Below are 20,107 nucleotides of genomic sequence, written 5' to 3'. Positions count from 1 at the left end.
TAACCCTCTCCCCGGAGGGGCGAGGGGACTGTCCGAGCTTTGTCATCAGTCTGAGGCCGCTCAGAAAGCGGCCTTTGTGATTACAGTGACCCGTCCTGAATAGCGTTGACACGTTCCAGACTTAAATCCGGAGAACGTGATGATGACTGAGTTCAAACGCACCCAACGTGATTATCCTCTATCCTTTAAAATAGCTGTTGTTGAGCAGGTTGAAAAAGGCGAGATGACCTATAAACAGGCTCAGCAGCGGTATGGCATTCAGGGGCGCTCCACCGTTCTTGTCTGGTTGCGTAAATATGGCCGGCTTGACTGGAGTCCCGGACTTCCTGATCTGGTGAAGAGGAAACTGCCTGTGACTCAGACAACTATCCCGCTCACACCCGAGCAAAGAATCAGAGAACTTGAAGAGCAGCTTGAGCTGGCGAACCAGAAAGCTGAGTTTTTTGAGTCGGTTATCAATGTCCTGAAAAATGATTACGGGGTGAGTATCGTAAAAAAGCGGCCCGGCAAGTCCTCGCGCAGAGTTCGGCCCCAAAAATAACTGTTACGCGTGCATGTCAGTTCCTGGGGCACAGCAGACAGGCATGGTATCAGGACAACGCAAGGCGCAGAAAACGGCAGGAACATCATGCTCAGGTTCTTAATTTTGTTGCCCGTATCAGATGTCGTCAGCCGCGAATCGGTGCGCGTAAACTGCACTATCTGCTGAACACGCAGGCCGATAAAAGGCTGAATATCGGACGAGACCGTTTGTTTAACCTGCTGGATGAATACCGGCTCCTGGTGCCAGTAAAGCGGGCATATCACAAAACTACCAACAGCCATCACCGCTTTTACCGGCATCCCAATCTGCTGAAACCCGGCCCGGAGCAGGTTACCGCCCTTGAGCCAGAGCAGGTCTGGGTTGCCGACATTACTTACCTTCCCCTGCTCAGCGGCATGGCTTATCTGAGTCTGGTCACTGATGCCTGCTCCAGAAAAATCATGGGTTACCATGTCGGGGGAAATCTGCAGACAGAAAATGTGGTAAAAGCGTTCAGACAGGCTCTGAGGCGAAGAAAAACGACAGGTCCTCTGGTACATCACTCTGACAGAGGGTTGCAATACTGTTCAGCTCTTTATCAGTCAGTCCATGAGAAAAACGGAATAACCTGTTCAATGACTGATGGTTATGACTGCTACCAGAACGCACTGGCTGAGCGAATAAACGGTATCCTGAAAAATGAGTTTTTACTCTCGCGTCCTGCAGACCTGATGCAAGCCCGGGAAATGGTAAAAGAGTCCGTGACAATTTATAACTGTGAGCGGCCACACCTGGCCCTGAAATACAAAACGCCCGATGACGTTCATCAGGCGTTTTACAGACAGAAAAGTGTCAACTTATATCAGGACTAGTCACAGCATTGGCTTGAGGAAGCGCGCTGTATGCGAAGCTTCGCACTCTGCGACGGTTTCTGGCGTGCCGGAGACGAGGATTTCGCCGCCACCGCTACCGCCTTCCGGGCCAAGATCGACAATCCAGTCGGCGGTTTTAATCACGTCGAGATTGTGCTCAATCACCACAATGGTATTGCCCTGATCGCGCAGTTTATGCAACACGTCGAGCAGTTGCTGAATATCGGCAAAGTGCAGACCGGTGGTCGGCTCATCGAGAATATACAGCGTCTGCCCGGTGCCGCGTTTTGACAGCTCACGCGCCAGCTTCACGCGCTGGGCTTCACCACCGGAAAGCGTGGTGGCGGACTGCCCGAGGCGGATGTACGTCAGGCCAACATCCATCAGCGTTTGCAGTTTACGCGCCAGCGCCGGTACGGCATCAAAGAATTCACGCGCCTCTTCGATGGTCATATCCAGCACTTCGTGGATGGTTTTGCCTTTGTACTTTATCTCCAGCGTTTCGCGGTTATAGCGTTTACCTTTGCACTGGTCGCACGGTACGTAAATATCCGGCAGGAAGTGCATTTCAACTTTGATCACGCCATCGCCCTGACAGGCCTCGCAGCGCCCGCCACGGACGTTAAAGCTGAATCGTCCTGGCGTATAACCGCGCGCGCGGGATTCCGGTACGCCCGCAAACAGTTCGCGCACAGGCGTAAACACGCCGGTATAGGTCGCCGGGTTGGAACGCGGAGTACGACCAATTGGGCTTTGGTCGATATCAATAACTTTATCGAAATGCTCCAGCCCCTGAATATCGCGATAGGGTGCCGGTTCGGCGATAGTCGCGCCGTTCAACTGGCGTTGGGCAATCGGGAACAGTGTGTCGTTAATCAGCGTCGATTTACCGGAACCTGAAACCCCTGTAATGCAGGTAAACAGACCCACCGGCAGCGTTAGCGTCACATCTTTCAGGTTGTTGCCGCGTGCGCCCGTCAGTTTCAGCACTTTTTCCGGATTTGCCGGAACGCGTTTCTTCGGTACTTCAATCTTGCGTTTACCGCTCATGTACTGCCCGGTCAACGATTCTGGCACTGCCATAATCGCTTCCAGCGGCCCTTCCGCGACCACTTCACCACCGTGAACACCTGCGCCCGGACCGATGTCGATAACGTGGTCAGCGGCGCGAATCGCATCTTCGTCGTGCTCCACTACAATCACGGTATTACCGAGATCGCGCAGGTGGATAAGCGTACCCAGCAGACGTTCATTATCGCGCTGATGCAGGCCGATAGACGGCTCATCCAACACATACATAACGCCAACCAGGCCTGCGCCAATCTGGCTCGCCAGACGGATACGCTGGGCTTCGCCGCCGGAAAGTGTCTCTGCCGAGCGGGAAAGTGTCAGATAATTCAGCCCAACGTTAACGAGGAATTTCAGGCGGTCGCCAATCTCTTTGAGGATTTTTTCTGCAATCTTCGCCCGTTGTCCGGCGAGTTTAAGATTGTTGAAGAACTCCATCGCATGACCGATGCTCATGTCGGAGATTGCAGGCAGCGGCGTATTCTCGACATAAACATGGCGCGCTTCACGGCGCAGACGCGTCCCTTCACAACTGGCGCACGGGCGATTGCTGATAAATTTGGCTAACTCTTCACGTACCGCGCTGGATTCCGTCTCTTTATAACGGCGCTCCATATTGTGCAGCACGCCTTCGAACGGATGACGACGAATAGAGGTATCGCCGCGATCGTTCATGTATTTAAATTCGATATTTTCTTTGCCAGAACCGTACAGCACCACTTTATGCACATTTGCGCTCAGGCTGCCCCACGGCGCTTCGACGTCGAACTTATAGTGATCTGCCAGTGATTTCAGCATCTGGAAATAATAGAAATTGCGACGATCCCAGCCACGGATCGCACCGCCAGCCAGCGACAGTTCCGGATTCTGGATCACGCGATCGGGATCGAAATATTGCTGTACGCCGAGGCCGTCACAGGTCGGGCAGGCACCCGCCGGGTTGTTAAACGAGAACAGGCGTGGTTCCAGTTCGCGCATACTGTAGCCGCAAATCGGGCAGGCGAAGTTCGCGGAGAACAGCAGTTCTTCCGCTTTGGGATCGTCCATATCCGCAACAACCGCTGTACCGCCGGAAAGCTCCAGTGCGGTTTCAAACGATTCCGCCAGACGCTGGGTCAGATCGTCACGCACCTTGAAGCGATCGATAACCACTTCAATGGTGTGTTTCTTTTGCAGTTCCAGTTTGGGCGGATCGGAAAGATCGCAGACTTCGCCATCAATGCGCGCGCGGATATAACCTTGACTCGCCAGATTCTCCAGCGTTTTAGTGTGTTCGCCTTTGCGCTCTTTGATGATGGGCGCGAGTAGCATCAGACGTTTGCCTTCAGGCTGCGACAGCACGTTGTCCACCATCTGGCTGACGGTTTGCGCCGCCAGCGGAACGTCGTGATCCGGGCAGCGCGGCTCGCCGACGCGAGCGTACAGCAGACGCAAATAGTCGTGGATTTCAGTGATGGTCCCCACTGTGGAGCGCGGGTTATGCGACGTCGATTTCTGTTCAATTGAGATGGCGGGAGAAAGCCCCTCAATATGATCGACATCTGGTTTTTCCATCAGTGACAGAAACTGCCGCGCGTACGCGGAAAGGGATTCAACGTAACGACGCTGCCCTTCGGCATATAAGGTGTCGAAAGCGAGCGAGGATTTGCCAGAACCCGAAAGCCCGGTGACGACAATTAACTTGTCGCGGGGGATAACGAGGTTGATATTCTTGAGATTATGGGTGCGGGCGCCCCGAACTTCGATCTTATCCATTCACCTTTCCCGGATTAAACACTTTTTTGCCCGGCGGCATGGCGCTACCGGCGATCACAAACGGTTAATTATGACACAAATCGACCTGAATGAATATACAGTATTGGAATGCAAAACCCGGAGTGCTGTGTAACAATGTCGGGCCATGTTTGTTTACCGGAACCGAGGTCACATCGTGGTAAAACCGCTATTGGTAATGCTACAATCGCGCGTTTACACTTATTAGAACGTTTTTTTCAGGAGACACGACATGGCCAGCAGAGGCGTAAATAAGGTTATTCTCGTTGGTAATCTGGGCCAGGACCCGGAAGTACGCTATATGCCAAATGGTGGCGCAGTTGCCAACATTACGCTGGCTACTTCCGAATCCTGGCGTGATAAAGCGACCGGCGAGATGAAAGAGCAGACTGAATGGCACCGTGTTGTGCTGTTCGGCAAACTGGCGGAAGTTGCCAGCGAATATCTGCGTAAAGGTTCTCAGGTTTATATCGAAGGTCAGCTGCGTACCCGCAAATGGACTGACCAATCCGGTCAGGATCGCTACACCACAGAAGTGGTGGTGAACGTTGGCGGCACCATGCAGATGCTGGGTGGTCGCCAGGGCGGCGGCGCACCGGCAGGCGGTAACGTCGGCGGCGGCCAGCCGCAGGGCGGTTGGGGTCAGCCTCAGCAGCCGCAGGGTGGCAATCAGTTCAGCGGCGGTGCTCAGTCTCGCCCGCAGCAGTCCGCACCGGCAGCGCCGTCTAACGAGCCGCCGATGGATTTCGATGACGACATTCCGTTCTGATTTGTCATTAAAACAATAGGTTATATTGTTTTAAGGTGGATGATTAAAGCATCCGCCAGTCATAAAAAAGAAGCCTCCGTTATGGAGGCTTCTGCATATCAGGTCAAAATCATCGGCCACTGTGGTGGAGTTTGACTCATCCCTTCCACCATCACCGACTCAATGTTGTGCCAGATGGCGGTAATATCGGTCATTGTGATGCCAAGCAACCCCATTGCAAACCAACAGGCGGAAACCATGCCCAGACCGCTACTGATCACTGCCAGCCCGACATAATCAGAGCGCCGAAAGCGGATGTTGAGCGTGCTGGCCAGAAACATCAATACGGCGCTAAGAAGCTGCCAGCGAAGAAGAACCACGCCAGTGGTGAGGGTAGCCATCAAACATTTCCTCTGAAAATTACCAAGCCCTGGATAGCGCGGCATTACTCACGGGGGGCGTGGTACACTCTGGCTATCGCGGGACTTTCAGAACATAAAATGAAACACTTAGTTTGTTTCATAAATTTTTGTGAACTATATCACAATTGCTCGTTTGTTAGCCAGATTATGCAGCTACTTTTATTGCTGCACTAATTATGTGGTTTTTCAGTGAAATCGAGACAATGCACAATAAAGAAATATTGTAACTTCCTGCCTGACCTGCGTTTTTTCAACAAAGCCCTTTTGATATCAGCGAGTTATTTTCATTTAAACAACAATTATAAAGGTATCAATTTCAAATCAGGCAAAAGTGCTATTTATACCGTAAGATTTATCTAACGTCGTCGGTAGTCAGGGTTTTCACCTTGCAATGACCAGGTATAACCAGGCAGGGAATTGATAGAAATGAGCCATAGTGTGCGACACAAATTGCTGGCGTTGCCGGGTATTATCTTTGTAGTCCTCCTTCCCATCATTCTGTCGCTATGGATTGCCTTTCTTTGGGCTAAAGCGGAAGCGAATAATCAACTTCGTGCTTTTGCTCTGTTGGCACTGGAGAAATCCGAGCTGGTCATTCGCCAGGCAGATTTAGCAAGCGACGATGCGGAACGCTATCAGGGACAAATTTGTACTCCCTCTCATCAACAACAAATGCTGAATATTATCCGTGGTTATCTTTATATCAACGAATTGATCTATGCCCACGATAACCTTTTTTTATGCTCAACATTAATGGCTCCCGTTAACGGCTATACGATGCCGCCAGCGAACTATAAGCGTGAACCTAATGTCTCAATCTATTATTATCGCGACACTCCTTTTTTTGCCGGTTATAAAATGACTTATATGCAGCGAGGAAACTATGTCGCGGTAATTAACCCTTTATTCTGGAGCGAGGTGATGTCTGACGATCCAACGCTGCAATGGGGGGTATATGATACGGTGACGAAAACCTTTTTCTCTTTAAGCAAACAAGCCTCAGCAGAAAAATTTTCACCATTGATTCATCAAAGGGAAATAACCGTACAGCATAACGGTTATTTATATGCGATAGTCCATTCAACAAAACGTCCCATTGCTGCTATCGTTGCAACCTCAACTCAGCGCATTTTGTCACATTTTTATAATCACCTTGTATTTGCCTTACCGGCAGGCATTATGGGCAGCCTGGTGCTGCTTTTACTCTGGCTGCGTATAAACCAGAAGTACCAGTCACCTAAGCGTAAATTGCAACGTGCCCTCGAAAAACGGCAGCTTTGTCTCTATTACCAACCGATTATTGATATTAAAACGAATAAATGTATTGGCGCTGAGGCATTGCTACGCTGGCCGGGGAATCAGGGACAGGTAATGACGCCAGCAGAGTTTATTCCGCTGGCGGAACAAGAGGGGCTAATTGCGCAGGTGACAGATTATGTCATTAATATGGTGTTTGACGATCTCGGTTCCTGGCTGGAAAAACACCCTGAATTATCTACTTCAATTAATTTGTCTGCCTCCGATTTTCATACTTCAAGGGTGATTGCCTTAACTAATCAAAAAATAGAGCAATTCACGGTGCGTCCGCAGCAAATTAAATTTGAAGTCACTGAACATGCATTTCTTGATGTTGCCAAAATGACGCCGATTATTCTGGCTTTCCGTCAGGCTGGTTACGAAGTGGCGATCGATGACTTTGGTATTGGCTACTCCAACCTGCATAACCTTAACTCATTGAATATTGATATCCTGAAAATCGATAAATCGTTTGTTGAGACGTTGACCACGCATAAAACCAGCCATTTGATAGCGGAACACATCATCGAACTGGCACACAGTCTGGGTCTAAAAACGATTGCAGAAGGGGTGGAAACTGAGGATCAGGTCAACTGGCTGCGCAAACGCGGCGTGCGCTATTGTCAGGGCTGGTACTTTGCAAAGGCGATGCCGCCGCAGGTTTTTATGGCATGGGCAGAGCAATTACCCGCGCATGACGCCATGCGCGGGCAGTAACCCTAGAGCCGGTGGCGGTAATCGCTGGGAGTGCGATCAAATTGCCGACGGAAAACGCGGGAAAAGGTCTGCTGTGAGACGTAACCCAGATCCATCGCGATATCAAAAATAGGGCGCTCGGTGGTGCGCAGTTCAACGGCAGCCAGTAGCAGGCGGCGTTGACGAATGTAATCGCCAAGCGTCTGATGCGTCACTGTGCGGAACATCCGCTGTAAATACCACTTTGAATAACCTGATTTTTTCGCCACCACATCAATGTTCAGCGGCTGGTCGATATGCTCGTCAATCCATGCGATAAGATCCTGAATAATTTTCTGATGGGACATAAATCTGCCTCTTTTCAGTGTTCAGTTCGTTAATTCATCTGTTGGGGAGTATAATTCCTCAAGTTAACTTGAGGTAAAGCGATTTATGGAAAAGAAATTACCCCGCATTAAAGCCTTGCTTACTCCAGGCGAAGTGGCGAAACGTAGCGGCGTGGCGGTATCGGCGCTGCACTTCTATGAAAGCAAAGGATTGATTACCAGTATCCGCAATAGCGGTAATCAGCGGCGATATAAGCGTGATGTGTTGCGATATGTCGCAATTATCAAAATTGCTCAACGCATTGGCATTCCGCTGGCGACCATTGGTGAAGCGTTTGGTGTGTTGCCCGAAGGGCATACGTTAAGTGCGAAAGAGTGGAAACAGCTATCTTCGCAATGGCGAGAAGAATTGGATCGGCGCATTCATACCTTAGTCGCGCTGCGTGATGAACTGGACGGTTGTATTGGCTGCGGCTGCCTTTCGCGTAGCGACTGCCCGTTGCGTAACCCCGGCGACCGCTTAGGGGAAGAAGGCACCGGCGCACGCTTGCTGGAAGATGAACAAAACTAAAGCGCCACAAGGGCGCTTTAGTTTGTTTTCCGGTCTTTGTCTTTCACTCTATCCCGCTGGTACACGGGAGGGTTTCCCCCGACGTCAACACACCTCATTCGAGCACGTGGTGGAGGTTCCGGTTAGTGTTGATACTTTAATTGTATGTCACCGCTGTTTCTTCGCCAGTGCAAAGTGATCCTTTTTAGCCGCAATATTTTTGTCATCTTGCGTGATTTTTTACCGCGAACCTTCGCCACAAGTTGCCTACAAATGCCGTAATTTTGCGCATCAACGATAACGTTTGCGCATCAATTGCCTGGTTTTTCATCGTCAGCACAAGAAAAGGGAAAAAAGCAGCAAACTTCGGTTGAAAAAGCCGCTATGATCGCCGGATAATCGTTTGCTTTTTTTTACCACCCGTTTTGTATGCGCGGAGCTAAACGTTTGCTTTTTTGCGACGCCCCAGATTGTCGCAAACCTGAAGCAGGAAGATAACGTTTCGCTGGCAGGGGATTGTCCGCCACGCATCTTGACGAAAAATAAACTCTCAGGGGATGTTTTCTTATGTCTACGCCATCAGCGCGTACCGGCGGTTCACTCGACGCCTGGTTTAAAATTTCACAACGTGGAAGCACTGTCCGTCAGGAAGTGGTTGCCGGGTTAACAACGTTTCTGGCGATGGTCTACTCGGTTATCGTCGTTCCAGGTATGTTGGGTAAAGCGGGCTTCCCGCCAGCGGCAGTTTTTGTTGCGACTTGTCTGGTTGCCGGGATTGGCTCTATCGCGATGGGGTTATGGGCCAATCTGCCGTTGGCTATCGGCTGCGCCATCTCTCTGACGGCGTTTACCGCATTCAGCCTGGTGCTGGGGCAACATATTAGCGTACCTGTCGCGCTGGGTGCCGTGTTCCTGATGGGTGTGCTGTTTACGGTAATATCTGCCACGGGTATCCGTAGCTGGATTTTGCGCAACTTACCGCACGGCGTGGCGCACGGCACGGGGATTGGTATCGGCCTGTTCTTGCTGCTGATTGCCGCTAATGGTGTCGGTCTGGTGATTAAAAACCCGCTCGATGGTCTGCCTGTGGCGCTGGGTGATTTCGCGACCTTCCCGGTGATTATGTCGCTGGTAGGTCTGGCGGTGATTATCGGCCTGGAAAAACTGAAAGTACCAGGCGGTATCCTGTTAACCATTATCGGCATCTCGATTGTGGGTCTGCTCTTTGATCCTAACGTCCACTTCTCTGGCGTTTTCGCCATGCCTTCATTGAGCGATGAAAACGGTAATTCGCTAATTGGTAGCCTGGATATTATGGGGGCGCTGAACCCTGTGGTACTGCCGAGCGTACTGGCGTTGGTGATGACTGCTGTTTTCGATGCCACCGGAACCATCCGTGCGGTAGCCGGTCAGGCGAACCTGCTGGATAAAGACGGGCAGATTATCGACGGCGGCAAAGCTCTGACCACCGACTCCCTGAGCAGTGTTTTCTCTGGCCTGGTCGGTGCGGCTCCGGCTGCGGTATACATTGAGTCTGCGGCGGGTACAGCGGCGGGCGGTAAAACAGGTCTGACGGCAATCACGGTTGGCGTGCTGTTCCTGCTGATTCTGTTCCTCTCTCCGCTCTCTTACCTCGTTCCGGGTTACGCAACAGCTCCGGCGCTGATGTACGTTGGCCTGTTGATGTTGAGCAACGTGGCGAAAATCGACTTTGCTGATTTCGTCGATGCAATGGCGGGTCTGGTAACGGCAGTATTCATCGTGCTGACCTGTAATATCGTAACTGGCATCATGATCGGCTTCGCGACCCTGGTGATTGGTCGTCTGGTTTCTGGCGAATGGCGTAAGCTGAACATCGGTACGGTCGTTATCGCCGTGGCGCTGGTCACCTTCTATGCCGGAGGCTGGGCCATCTAAGCTTAATAAGATTCTGAAAACGGGTGGCAATAGCTGCCCGTTTTTATTTTTCTCCGTACATTGTGTGAGCTTTTGCGATATTCTGAAAAACTGAGAGTCCGGGCATAACGCCTTTCTCAAATCATAAAAAACATTGCAAACAGGGAACGCATGGAAATCTTCTTCACCATACTGATAATGACCCTCGTGGTCTCGCTGTCCGGGGTGGTCACTCGTGTCATGCCCTTTCAGATCCCGCTTCCGCTTATGCAAATCGCCATCGGTGCGCTACTGGCGTGGCCGACGTTTGGTTTGCATGTGGAGTTTGATCCTGAACTCTTTTTAGTCTTGTTTATCCCACCGTTGCTATTTGCTGATGGCTGGAAAACACCAACCCGCGAATTTCTCGAACATGGTCGGGAAATATTCGGCCTCGCGCTGGCGCTGGTGGTGGTCACTGTGGTCGGCATTGGCTTCCTTATTTACTGGGTGGTGCCGGGTATCCCGCTGATACCCGCCTTTGCGCTGGCGGCGGTGCTCTCTCCGACCGATGCCGTGGCGCTCTCCGGGATTGTTGGCGAAGGGCGCATTCCGAAAAAAATCATGGGCATTTTGCAGGGCGAAGCGTTGATGAATGACGCCTCCGGCCTGGTGTCGCTGAAGTTTGCTGTAGCAGTTGCGATGGGGACTATGATCTTCACCGTCGGCGGTGCGACGGTCGAATTTATGAAAGTGGCCATTGGCGGCATTCTGGCGGGCTTCGTGGTGAGCTGGCTGTATGGTCGCTCGTTGCGTTTCCTCAGTCGCTGGGGCGGCGATGAACCCGCGACGCAGATCGTATTGCTGTTCCTGCTGCCGTTTGCCTCTTATCTGATTGCCGAACATATTGGCGTTTCCGGCATCCTCGCAGCAGTTGCCGCCGGGATGACCATCACCCGTTCCGGCGTGATGCGCCGTGCGCCGCTGGCGATGCGATTGCGCGCGAACAGCACCTGGGCGATGCTGGAATTTGTTTTTAACGGCATGGTGTTCTTGCTGCTGGGCCTGCAACTGCCAGGGATTCTGGAAACGTCGCTGGTTGCGGCGGAAATTGACCCTAACGTCGAAATCTGGATGCTGTTTACCGACATCATCTTGATTTATGCGGCGCTAATGCTGGTACGTTTTGGCTGGCTGTGGACGATGAAAAAGTTCAGCAACCGTTTCCTGAAGAAGAAGCCGATGGAGTTTGGTTCGTGGACTACACGAGAAATTCTGATCGCGTCTTTCGCTGGGGTGCGCGGGGCAATCACTCTTGCTGGTGTGCTCTCTATCCCTCTGCTGTTGCCGGATGGAAATGTCTTCCCGGCGCGTTATGAGCTGGTGTTCCTGGCGGCTGGCGTCATTCTCTTTTCGCTGTTTGTCGGCGTAGTGATGCTGCCTGTTCTGCTGCAACACATTGAAGTCGCGGACCACTCTCAACAGTTGAAAGAGGAGCGAATTGCGCGTGCGGCAACCGCTGAAGTGGCGATTGTGGCGATCCAGAAAATGGAGGAGCGTCTGGCGGCGGACACCGAAGAGAATATCGACAACCAGTTGCTCACTGAAGTCAGCTCTCGCGTCATTGGTAATCTGCGCCGTCGCGCCGATGGTCGCAACGACGTCGAAAGTTCAGTTCAGGAAGAGAACCTGGAGCGTCGCTTCCGTCTGGCGGCGCTGCGTTCTGAACGCGCTGAACTCTACCACCTGCGCGCCACGCGGGAGATCAGCAACGAAACGCTGCAAAAATTACTGCACGATCTCGATTTGCTGGAAGCGTTGTTGATTGAGGAAAATCAATAATCTGCATGGTTGGCGGGTGAGTCCGCCAACCTGCCTTACTCTGGGGTTAACCAGTATCCTTCACAACAGGTCAGCCACGCCTGGGCACAGTGGGAAAGGTAAACGCCCTCACGCCAAATCATGCCTAATTTCCAGCGTAGTTCGCTTTCCAGCGGCAGCCATTTTAAGGTGTTTTTATCTAATCGCTGGCAAATGGGTTCCGGCAAAATGGCTATTCCGACACCGGCCTGAACCATCGCGGCGAGAAAATCCCATTGCCCGCTGCGAACCGCAATCCTCGGCTTAACGCCATGTTCATCGAATAACGCCATTAATTGCTTACTTAAGGCAAAATCTTCGTTATAGATAAGTAGAGGATGTTCCGCCAGTGTCTCTGGTGAGACGGCATCACGCTCAAGCCATTTACCTGAACGTGGCGCCAGCACACAAAGCGGATGACTAAACAGCGATAATGTTGTCAGGCCACTTTCTTCTACTGGCAGGGCGGTCAGTGCCATATCCAGTTCGCCGTTCATTACCGCTTGTTGTACCGTCAGACCACCAAACTCCGAAATCTTCAGTTCCACGCCGGGGTAACGCTGGCGGAACAGCCCCACAGGTCCAGCCATTAACATGCCAACCATTGGCGGAATTCCCAGCCGCAATATGCCTTTATTGAGTTGGTTTATATCATCCAGCTCGGCCTCTAGTTGCCGAAACTCAGCAAGAATTGCCAGTGCACGCTCAAACACGACGCGACCAGTATCAGTGAGAAGCAGCCGACGGCCATCGCGGATCAACAATATACAGTTCAGCTCATCTTCGAGATTCTTCAGCATTTTGCTGATGGTGGGCTGGGTCACAAACAGCTTCTCCGCTGCGCGGGTGAAGCTCTGCTGGCGCACGACTTCGACAAAATAACGCAGCGTTCTGATATCCATAACTATTCCCTTTGACTATACCTGCAATGATTTTAATTCATTTCAGTAGCGGCATGAGGCTCTCTATACTTAGCGTTCTGTTTTATTTTCAGGATATCCCCTCATGTCCGTGGCGCTTCGCCGCATTACCCCTGCCGTTGTGCAATCTATGCAGGTATTTGTGCAGGTTGTGCTGTATGCAGGTTTATTTATTTTTGCGCAATATCTCGTCTCCTGGCTGCATTTGCCGCTACCCGCCAATCTGGTGGGGATGATCCTGATGCTGGCGCTGATTGTTTGCCGCATTATTCCTCTGCAATGGGTACGTGCCGGGGCGCGCTGGTTACTGGCCGAAATGCTGCTGTTTTTTGTCCCTGCCGTAGTGGCGGTGGTGAACTATGCACAACTATTACTGGTGGATGGCTGGCGTATTTTTGCGGTGATCGCGTTGAGCACGGTGATGGTTCTGGGCACGACCGCCTGGGTAGTGGAAAAAGTCTATCGCTATGAAATGCGCAGGTTAAACCGTGACTAATTTTCAGCTAAGTATGCTCTGCCTGGCGATTACGCTGGTTATCTATTTTCTTAACAAACGCCTTTATCGCCGCTTTCGTAAACTGCCGTTGATGCCTCTGGTGCTGACGCCTGCGCTACTGGTTATGCTGCTGGTTTTTGGCAATATTTCCTGGCAAAACTATATTGGCGAAGCGCACTGGCTACTATGGCTATTAGGCCCGGCAACCATCGCCTTTGCGGTGCCGGTATATGACAATCGGGCGATCATTAAACGTCACTGGATGTCGCTGACGGCGGGCGTACTGACGGCAACGGTGGTGGCAGTGACCAGCTCGGTGTGGCTGGCGCGATTATTTACCCTGCCGGATGAGATCCAGCGGAGCCTGGCGGTGCGTTCGGTCACTACGCCATTTGCTCTGGCAGCGAGCCAGTCGCTCGGCGGACAGCCCGATCTGGTGGCGCTGTTTGTGGTGGTCACCGGCGTATTTGGTATGGCGATTGGCGACGTGCTGTTTTTACGTCTATCTATTCGCGAAGGGATGGCGAAAGGTGCTGGATTTGGCGCGGCGTCTCATGGCGCCGGGACTGCGCGATCGTATGAACTGGGTCAACAAGAGGGAGTGGTTGCCAGTCTGGTCATGATGCTTTCTGGCGTATTGATGGTACTGGTGTCGCCGCTGGTGGCCTGGATGATGTTCTGAAGAAATTCCCCGATCAGGCGACCGGGGAAGGGTAGAGGTTAATGCGCGCGGCCTTGCTCAACGCCAAAGCCGGTCTGGGAACGGATAAATTGCGCACGGAACAGTTCACGCTCACGCGCCCCTTCCGCTGAGTTATCGGTTGCCGAGAAGAACCAGATGCCGAGGAATGCCACGGTGATCGAGAACAGCGCCGGGTATTCATACGGGAAGATGGCTTTTTCGTGACCGAGGATCTGTACCCAAATAGTCGGGCCGAGGATCATCAGTACCACCGCAGTAATCAATCCTAACCAGCCGCCCAGCATCGCACCACGCGTGGTCAGTTTCGACCAGTACATAGAAAGCAGAATGATTGGGAAGTTACAGCTCGCCGCGATGGCAAACGCCAGACCCACCATGAAGGCGATGTTCTGATTCTCAAACAGGACGCCGAGGATAATGGCAATCACGCCCAAAATTAGCACGGTGATTTTCGATACCCGCAGCTCTTCACGTTCGGTCGCGCCTTTTTTGAAGACGTTGGCGTACAGGTCATGTGAAACCGCCGATGCACCTGCCAGCGTCAGACCCGCAACCACCGCGAGGATGGTGGCGAAAGCAACCGCTGAAATAAAGCCGAGGAACAGGTTACCGCCTACCGCATTGGCCAGGTGAACCGCCGCCATGTTGTTACCGCCAATCAGCGCCCCTGCCGCGTCTTTATAGGCCGGATTCGCACCGACCAGCATGATCGCGCCAAAACCGATAATAAAGGTCAGGATATAGAAGTAACCCATAAATCCGGTGGCGTAGAACACGCTCTTACGCGCTTCACGGGCATCGCTGACCGTAAAGAAACGCATCAGAATATGCGGCAAGCCAGCCGTACCAAACATCAGTCCCAGCCCCAGCGACAGCGCGGAGATCGGATCTTTCACCAGTCCGCCAGGCTTCATGATGTCGACACCTTTCGGGTGTACCGCCATCGCTTCGCTGAACAGATTGTTGAAGCTAAAGCCGACGTGTTTCATCACCATAAAGGCCATAAAGCTGGCACCGAACAGCAACAGTACGGCTTTGATAATCTGTACCCAGGTGGTCGCCAGCATTCCGCCGAACAGGACGTACATCATCATCAGTACGCCGACCAGAACCACCGCAATGTGATAGTTAAGGCCAAACAGCAGTTCGATCAGTTTACCTGCGCCTACCATCTGGGCGATAAGGTAAAGTGCCACGACCACCAGAGAACCACAGGCCGAAAGAATACGAATTGGTCCCTGCTTCAGACGGTACGAGGCCACATCGGCAAAGGTATAGCGACCGAGATTACGCAGACGTTCGGCAATCAGGAACAGAATGATCGGCCAGCCCACCAGGAAGCCCAGCGAGTAAATTAAGCCGTCATAGCCGGAAGTAAACACCAGTGCGGATATCCCCAAAAATGAGGCGGCAGACATATAGTCACCCGCAATCGCCAGCCCGTTCTGGAAACCGGTGATATTGCCGCCTGCGGTGTAGTAGTCATTACGAGAACGTACGCGTTTTGACGCCCAGTAGGTAATACCGAGCGTAAACACGACGAAAATCAGGAACATAATAATCGCCTGCCAGTTCGTTGGCTGGCGCTCTACGGCCCCGCTAATAGCATCCGCCGCGTTAGCTGCGAAAGGGAGTGTGGCGGCAAGCGCCGTCAGAACTCTTTTCATGATGCTTGTACCTCATGCAGGACTTCATTATTAAGACGGTCAAATTCGCCGTTCGCCCGCCAGATGTAGATACCAGTGAGAACAAAGGAGATCACAATCACTCCAACACCGACTGGAATCCCGCGTGTGACGCTGGTGTTCGGGTTCAGCGGAGTGCCCAGCCAGCCGGGCGCGAAGGCGATCAGTAAAATAAAGCCGATATAAACTGCCAGCATAATAATCGACAGGATGGTGGCAAACCGTTGCCGTTTTTCGACTAACTCCCTGAAATGCGCATTGTCTTCTATCCGCTGATAAATAGTGCCATTCATCACAGATTCTCCAGAGGTAATGTAGGGATTGTTTTAATTCCCGCTCCCTTATGGGAGAAGGTTAACGCTCAGGTAACCCATCGCCTGATGCGCCGCTGTTGCGTCTTATCAGGCCTACAGCCGTTGCCAAATGTAGGCCGGATAAGGCGTTTACGCCGCATCCGGCAATTGTGGGTCACGATGGCATTGCGATAGCCTGCTTCTCTTCAAGCAGCTTCTCGACTACGCCAGGATCGGCAAGCGTCGAGGTATCGCCCAGGTTGCTGGTATCGCCCGCCGCAATTTTGCGCAGAATACGGCGCATAATTTTGCCGGAGCGGGTTTTAGGCAGGGAGTCGGTCCAGTGCAGCACGTCTGGCGTTGCCAGCGGGCCAATCTCTTTACGCACCCAATTGCGGACTTCTGCGTACAGTTCTGGTGACGGTTCCTCCCCGTGATTAAGCGTGACGTAGGCGTAAATCGCCTGACCTTTAATATTGTGCGGAATACCGACGACAGCGGCTTCGGCAATCTTCGGATGCGCTACCAGCGCCGACTCAATCTCTGCCGTTCCCAGACGGTGACCAGAGACGTTCAGCACGTCGTCCACGCGCCCGGTGATCCAGTAATAGCCATCTTCATCACGACGCGCGCCGTCGCCGCTGAAATACATATTTTTGAAGGTGGAGAAGTAGGTCTGTTCAAAACGTTCGTGATCGCCAAACAGCGTACGCGCCTGACCCGGCCAGGAGTCGGTGATCACCAGACTGCCTTCGGTAGCGCCTTCCAGCGGGTTACCTTCGTTATCGACCAGCGCCGGTTGCACGCCGAAGAACGGACGCGTTGCCGAACCGGCTTTCAGCTCGGTAGCGCCTGGCAGTGGCGTGATCATGAAACCGCCAGTTTCGGTCTGCCACCAGGTGTCGACCACCGGGCATTTCTCGTTGCCGATCTTCTTCCAGTACCACTCCCACGCTTCCGGGTTGATTGGCTCTCCCACGGAGCCGAGAATGCGCAGTGACGAACGGTCGGTGCCTTCAATCGCTTTATCGCCTTCCGCCATCAGTGCGCGAATGGCTGTTGGCGCGGTATAGAGAATATTGACCTGATGCTTATCTACCACCTGCGCCATACGGGCAGGCGTCGGCCAGTTCGGTACGCCTTCAAACATCAGCGTGGTCGCCCCACAGGCCAGCGGGCCGTACAGCAAGTAACTGTGTCCGGTAACCCAGCCCACATCGGCGGTGCACCAGTAGATATCGCCCGGATGATAATCAAAAACATATTTAAAGGTCAGCGCCGCGTACACCAGATAACCGCCGGTAGTGTGCAGCACGCCTTTCGGCTTACCGGTAGAACCGGAGGTGTAGAGAATAAACAACGGATCTTCGGCGTTCATCTCTTCCGCCTGGTGCTGATTGCTCGCTTGCTCAACCAGGTCGTGCCACCACAGGTCGCGCCCTTCCTGCCAGTCAATTTTCCCGCCAGTACGCTTCAGTACCACCACATGCTCTACGCTGGTGACGTTCGGATTTTTCAGCGCGTCATCGACGTTTTTCTTCAGCGGAATGCTGCGCCCGGCGCGTACACCTTCGTCGGAAGTGATCACCAACCGTGAGTTAGAATCAATAATGCGTCCGGCAACGGCTTCCGGCGAGAAGCCGCCGAATATCACCGAATGCACCGCACCAATGCGGGCGCAGGCCAGCATCGCGACTGCGGCTTCTGGCACCATTGGCATATAAATCGCCACCACATCACCTTTTTTAATGCCCAGCTCGAGCAGAGTATTAGCGAAGCGGCAGACGTCGCGGTGCAGCTCTTTATAGCTGATATGTTTGCTCTGGCTGGCGTCATCGCCTTCCCAGATGATGGCGGTACGATCGCCGTTTTCTTGTAGATGGCGGTCGAGGCAGTTTGCCGCCAGATTCAGCGTGCCGTCCTCGTACCATTTAATTGACACATTACCGGGGGCAAAGGAGGTGTTTTTCACCTTCTGGTAGGGTTTGATCCAGTCGAGAATTTTTCCCTGTTCGCCCCAGAAGGTATCTGGTGCGTTAATAGATTGTTGATACATCGCCTCGTACTGCTGAGGGTTTATCAGGCAATGGTCTGCGATGTTGGCAGGAATGGTGTGCTTGTGAATTTGACTCATGCTTTTGTTCTCCTTGTAGGATGTTAATAATATGTGGCACAAGCGTTAAATGTAGGGGTATTGGCAGTTTTGTTTAGTATTTGGGCGACAGATCACGCAAAAGTAGAATTGTGCAAATAAACGGCAGGGTAATTTTTGAAGGTCACCAACAAAAGTTGATTAATTCTTTGAGGAACATGCAGTTATGCATGCTGTTGAAAACGAGGAAGATACTGGCTAACTCTAAAGTGGTATTTTACATGCACTTACAATTGATTAAAGACAACATTCTGAGTGTGGTTATTTGTTACACATAGGGGCGAGCAATGTCATAACAGTGTATGTGCGGTTACTGTTATGAAAAAACAATAAAAACTGCCATTTCCTCAATGGCAAAATTTGGATGAAGCCCCTATGACAAGGATAAAAATAAACGCACGCCGTATCTTCAGCTTATTGATTCCTTTTTTCTTTTTCACTTCTGTTCACGCTGAACAAACGGCCGCTCCCGCGAAACCTGTAACTGTGGAAGCGAAGAATGAAACCTTTGCCCCGCAGCACCCCGATCAATATCTCTCCTGGAAAGCCACCTCGGAACAATCAGAGCGTGTTGACGCACTGGCGGAAGATCCACGTCTGGTGATCCTGTGGGCGGGATATCCCTTCTCACGCGATTACAACAAGCCGCGCGGACATGCCTTTGCTGTGACCGATGTGCGTGAAACTTTGCGTACCGGTGCGCCGAAAAATGCCGAAGATGGCACGATGCCAATGGCCTGCTGGAGTTGTAAAAGCCCGGATGTGGCGCGTCTGATCCAGAAAGACGGCGAAGATGGCTACTTCCACGGTAAATGGGCGCGCGGCGGCCCGGAAATCGTCAACAACTTGGGTTGTGCTGACTGCCATAACACTGCTTCGCCAGAGTTCGCCAAAGGCAAACCGGAGTTAACCCTTTCACGTCCGTATGCGGCTCGTGCGATGGAAGCGATTGGTAAACCTTTTGAGAAAGGCGGACGCTTCGACCAGCAGTCAATGGTCTGCGGTCAATGCCACGTGGAGTATTACTTTGACGGTAAAGATAAGGCCGTTAAATTCCCGTGGGATAACGGCATGAAAGTCGAAAACATGGAGCAGTATTACGACAAAATTGCCTTCTCTGACTGGACTAACTCCCTGTCCAAAACGCCAATGCTGAAAGCGCAGCACCCGGAATATGAAACCTGGAGTGCGGGCATTCACGGCAAAAATAACGTGACCTGTATCGACTGTCACATGCCGAAAGTGCAGAACGCCGAAGGCAAACTTTACACCGACCATAAAATTGGCAATCCGTTTGATAACTTTGCCCAGACCTGTGCGAACTGCCATACCCAGGACAAAGCCACGCTGCAAAAAGTGGTCGCGGAGCGTAAACAGTCGATTAACGACCTGAAAATCAAGGCCGAAGATCAACTGGTTCACGCCCACTTCGAAGCGAAAGCGGCGCTGGATGCAGGCGCGACGGAGGCTGAAATGAAGCCGATTCAGGACGATATCCGTCATGCTCAGTGGCGTTGGGATCTGGCGATCGCTTCCCACGGCATCCATATGCACGCGCCGGAAGAAGGTCTGCGGATGCTTGGCACTGCGATGGATAAAGCGGCGGATGCGCGTACCAAACTGGCGCGTTTGCTGGCGACCAAAGGCATCACCCATGAAATCCAGATCCCGGATATCTCGACCAAAGAGAAAGCCCAGCAGGCAATTGGCCTGAACATGGAGCAAATCAAGGCCGAGAAGCAGGACTTCATCAAAACGGTGATCCCGCAGTGGGAAGAGCAGGCACGTAAAAACGGTCTGTTAAGCCAATAACCCCCGTTCCGCCTCGCAAGGGGCGGAAAACACAATG

At 52.3% G+C, this 20,107-nt stretch carries 16 protein-coding genes; 9 read left to right on the top strand and 7 right to left on the bottom strand.

The window, feature by feature from the left end:
* Nucleotides 1–139 precede the first annotated feature (139 nt).
* A protein-coding gene (locus WC5_RS24715) for an IS3 family transposase (protein ID WP_107164610.1) occupies nt 140–1,395 on the top strand; the annotation gives its coding sequence in 2 pieces (ribosomal slippage) (nt 140–491 and nt 491–1,395; 1,257 coding nt in all).
* Here WC5_RS24715 and uvrA read toward each other — a convergent pair.
* On the bottom strand, nt 1,396–4,218 hold the full coding sequence (uvrA, locus tag WC5_RS16480) for an excinuclease ABC subunit UvrA (protein ID WP_000357756.1): 2,823 nt from the start codon (nt 4,216–4,218) through the stop codon (nt 1,396–1,398). It lies immediately after the preceding gene.
* 250 nt (nt 4,219–4,468) lie between these two features.
* On the opposite strand from uvrA, the gene ssb1 reads away from it, so the two are divergent.
* A complete protein-coding gene (gene ssb1, locus WC5_RS16485) occupies nt 4,469–5,005 on the top strand; it encodes a single-stranded DNA-binding protein SSB1 (protein ID WP_000168309.1) in 537 nt (178 codons plus the stop codon).
* A gap of 98 nt (nt 5,006–5,103) precedes the next feature.
* On the opposite strand, the gene WC5_RS16490 is transcribed toward ssb1, so the two are convergent.
* On the bottom strand, nt 5,104–5,385 hold the full coding sequence (locus tag WC5_RS16490; RefSeq protein WP_000224318.1) for a YjcB family protein: 282 nt from the start codon (nt 5,383–5,385) through the stop codon (nt 5,104–5,106).
* Nucleotides 5,386–5,832: 447 nt separating this feature from the next.
* Here WC5_RS16490 and pdeC point away from each other — a divergent pair, with 447 nt between their 5' ends.
* Nucleotides 5,833–7,419, top strand: coding sequence for a cyclic di-3',5'-guanosine monophosphate phosphodiesterase PdeC (gene pdeC / locus WC5_RS16495; RefSeq protein ID WP_000019885.1), 1,587 nt, complete (start codon nt 5,833–5,835; stop codon nt 7,417–7,419).
* A gap of 2 nt (nt 7,420–7,421) precedes the next feature.
* Here the strand turns inward: pdeC and soxS are convergent, their stop codons facing one another.
* Complete coding sequence (soxS, locus tag WC5_RS16500; RefSeq protein WP_000019358.1) at nt 7,422–7,745, bottom strand: superoxide response transcriptional regulator SoxS; 324 nt, start codon at nt 7,743–7,745, stop codon at nt 7,422–7,424.
* A gap of 85 nt (nt 7,746–7,830) precedes the next feature.
* Between soxS and soxR the strand changes: the two genes are divergently transcribed.
* The 3 genes from soxR (at nt 7,831) to WC5_RS16515 (ending at nt 11,991) form a co-directional block, all read left to right on the top strand.
* Nucleotides 7,831–8,295 carry a redox-sensitive transcriptional activator SoxR gene (gene soxR, locus WC5_RS16505; protein WP_000412428.1) on the top strand — a complete coding sequence of 155 codons (465 nt, stop codon included), beginning with the start codon at nt 7,831–7,833 and terminating at the stop codon, nt 8,293–8,295.
* Between the two features lie 546 nt (nt 8,296–8,841).
* Nucleotides 8,842–10,191, top strand: a complete 1,350-nt coding sequence (ghxP, locus tag WC5_RS16510) for a guanine/hypoxanthine transporter GhxP (RefSeq protein WP_000106865.1) — start codon at nt 8,842–8,844, stop codon at nt 10,189–10,191.
* A 150-nt stretch (nt 10,192–10,341) separates the two neighbouring features.
* Nucleotides 10,342–11,991 carry a Na+/H+ antiporter gene (locus tag WC5_RS16515; protein WP_000402211.1) on the top strand — a complete coding sequence of 550 codons (1,650 nt, stop codon included), beginning with the start codon at nt 10,342–10,344 and terminating at the stop codon, nt 11,989–11,991.
* A 35-nt stretch (nt 11,992–12,026) separates the two neighbouring features.
* Here the strand turns inward: WC5_RS16515 and WC5_RS16520 are convergent, their stop codons facing one another.
* Nucleotides 12,027–12,911 carry a LysR family transcriptional regulator gene (locus WC5_RS16520; RefSeq protein ID WP_000354951.1) on the bottom strand — a complete coding sequence of 295 codons (885 nt, stop codon included), beginning with the start codon at nt 12,909–12,911 and terminating at the stop codon, nt 12,027–12,029.
* Between the two features lie 103 nt (nt 12,912–13,014).
* Between WC5_RS16520 and WC5_RS16525 the strand changes: the two genes are divergently transcribed.
* Both WC5_RS16525 and WC5_RS16530 read left to right on the top strand, forming a co-directional pair.
* Nucleotides 13,015–13,425, top strand: coding sequence for a CidA/LrgA family protein (locus WC5_RS16525; RefSeq protein WP_000109438.1), 411 nt, complete (start codon nt 13,015–13,017; stop codon nt 13,423–13,425).
* A complete protein-coding gene (locus WC5_RS16530) occupies nt 13,418–14,107 on the top strand; it encodes an LrgB family protein (protein ID WP_000181101.1) in 690 nt (229 codons plus the stop codon). The genes WC5_RS16525 and WC5_RS16530 overlap by 8 nt, the downstream gene beginning before the upstream one ends.
* A 38-nt stretch (nt 14,108–14,145) precedes the next feature.
* Here the strand turns inward: WC5_RS16530 and actP are convergent, their stop codons facing one another.
* From actP to acs, 3 genes are all read right to left on the bottom strand, one after another.
* Nucleotides 14,146–15,795, bottom strand: a complete 1,650-nt coding sequence (gene actP / locus WC5_RS16535; RefSeq protein ID WP_000832546.1) for a cation/acetate symporter ActP — start codon at nt 15,793–15,795, stop codon at nt 14,146–14,148.
* Nucleotides 15,792–16,106, bottom strand: a complete 315-nt coding sequence (locus tag WC5_RS16540) for a DUF485 domain-containing protein (protein WP_001296646.1) — start codon at nt 16,104–16,106, stop codon at nt 15,792–15,794. The genes actP and WC5_RS16540 overlap by 4 nt, the downstream gene beginning before the upstream one ends.
* Nucleotides 16,107–16,281: 175 nt before the next feature.
* Nucleotides 16,282–18,240 (bottom strand): acetate--CoA ligase, encoded by a 1,959-nt coding sequence (acs, locus tag WC5_RS16545; protein WP_000078189.1) that lies wholly within the window; start codon nt 18,238–18,240, stop codon nt 16,282–16,284.
* Between the two features lie 393 nt (nt 18,241–18,633).
* On the opposite strand from acs, the gene nrfA reads away from it, so the two are divergent.
* Nucleotides 18,634–20,070: an ammonia-forming nitrite reductase cytochrome c552 subunit gene (nrfA, locus tag WC5_RS16550; RefSeq protein WP_000196876.1), complete on the top strand. Its 1,437-nt coding sequence runs from the start codon at nt 18,634–18,636 to the stop codon at nt 20,068–20,070.
* The last annotated feature ends 37 nt before the right edge of the window (nt 20,071–20,107 follow it).

Source organism: Escherichia sp. KTE114 (assembly GCF_000407765.1).
GTDB lineage: Bacteria > Pseudomonadota > Gammaproteobacteria > Enterobacterales > Enterobacteriaceae > Escherichia > Escherichia ruysiae.
Note: the sequence above shows the minus strand (reverse complement) of the source record. Positions and strands in the feature narration are given on the sequence as shown.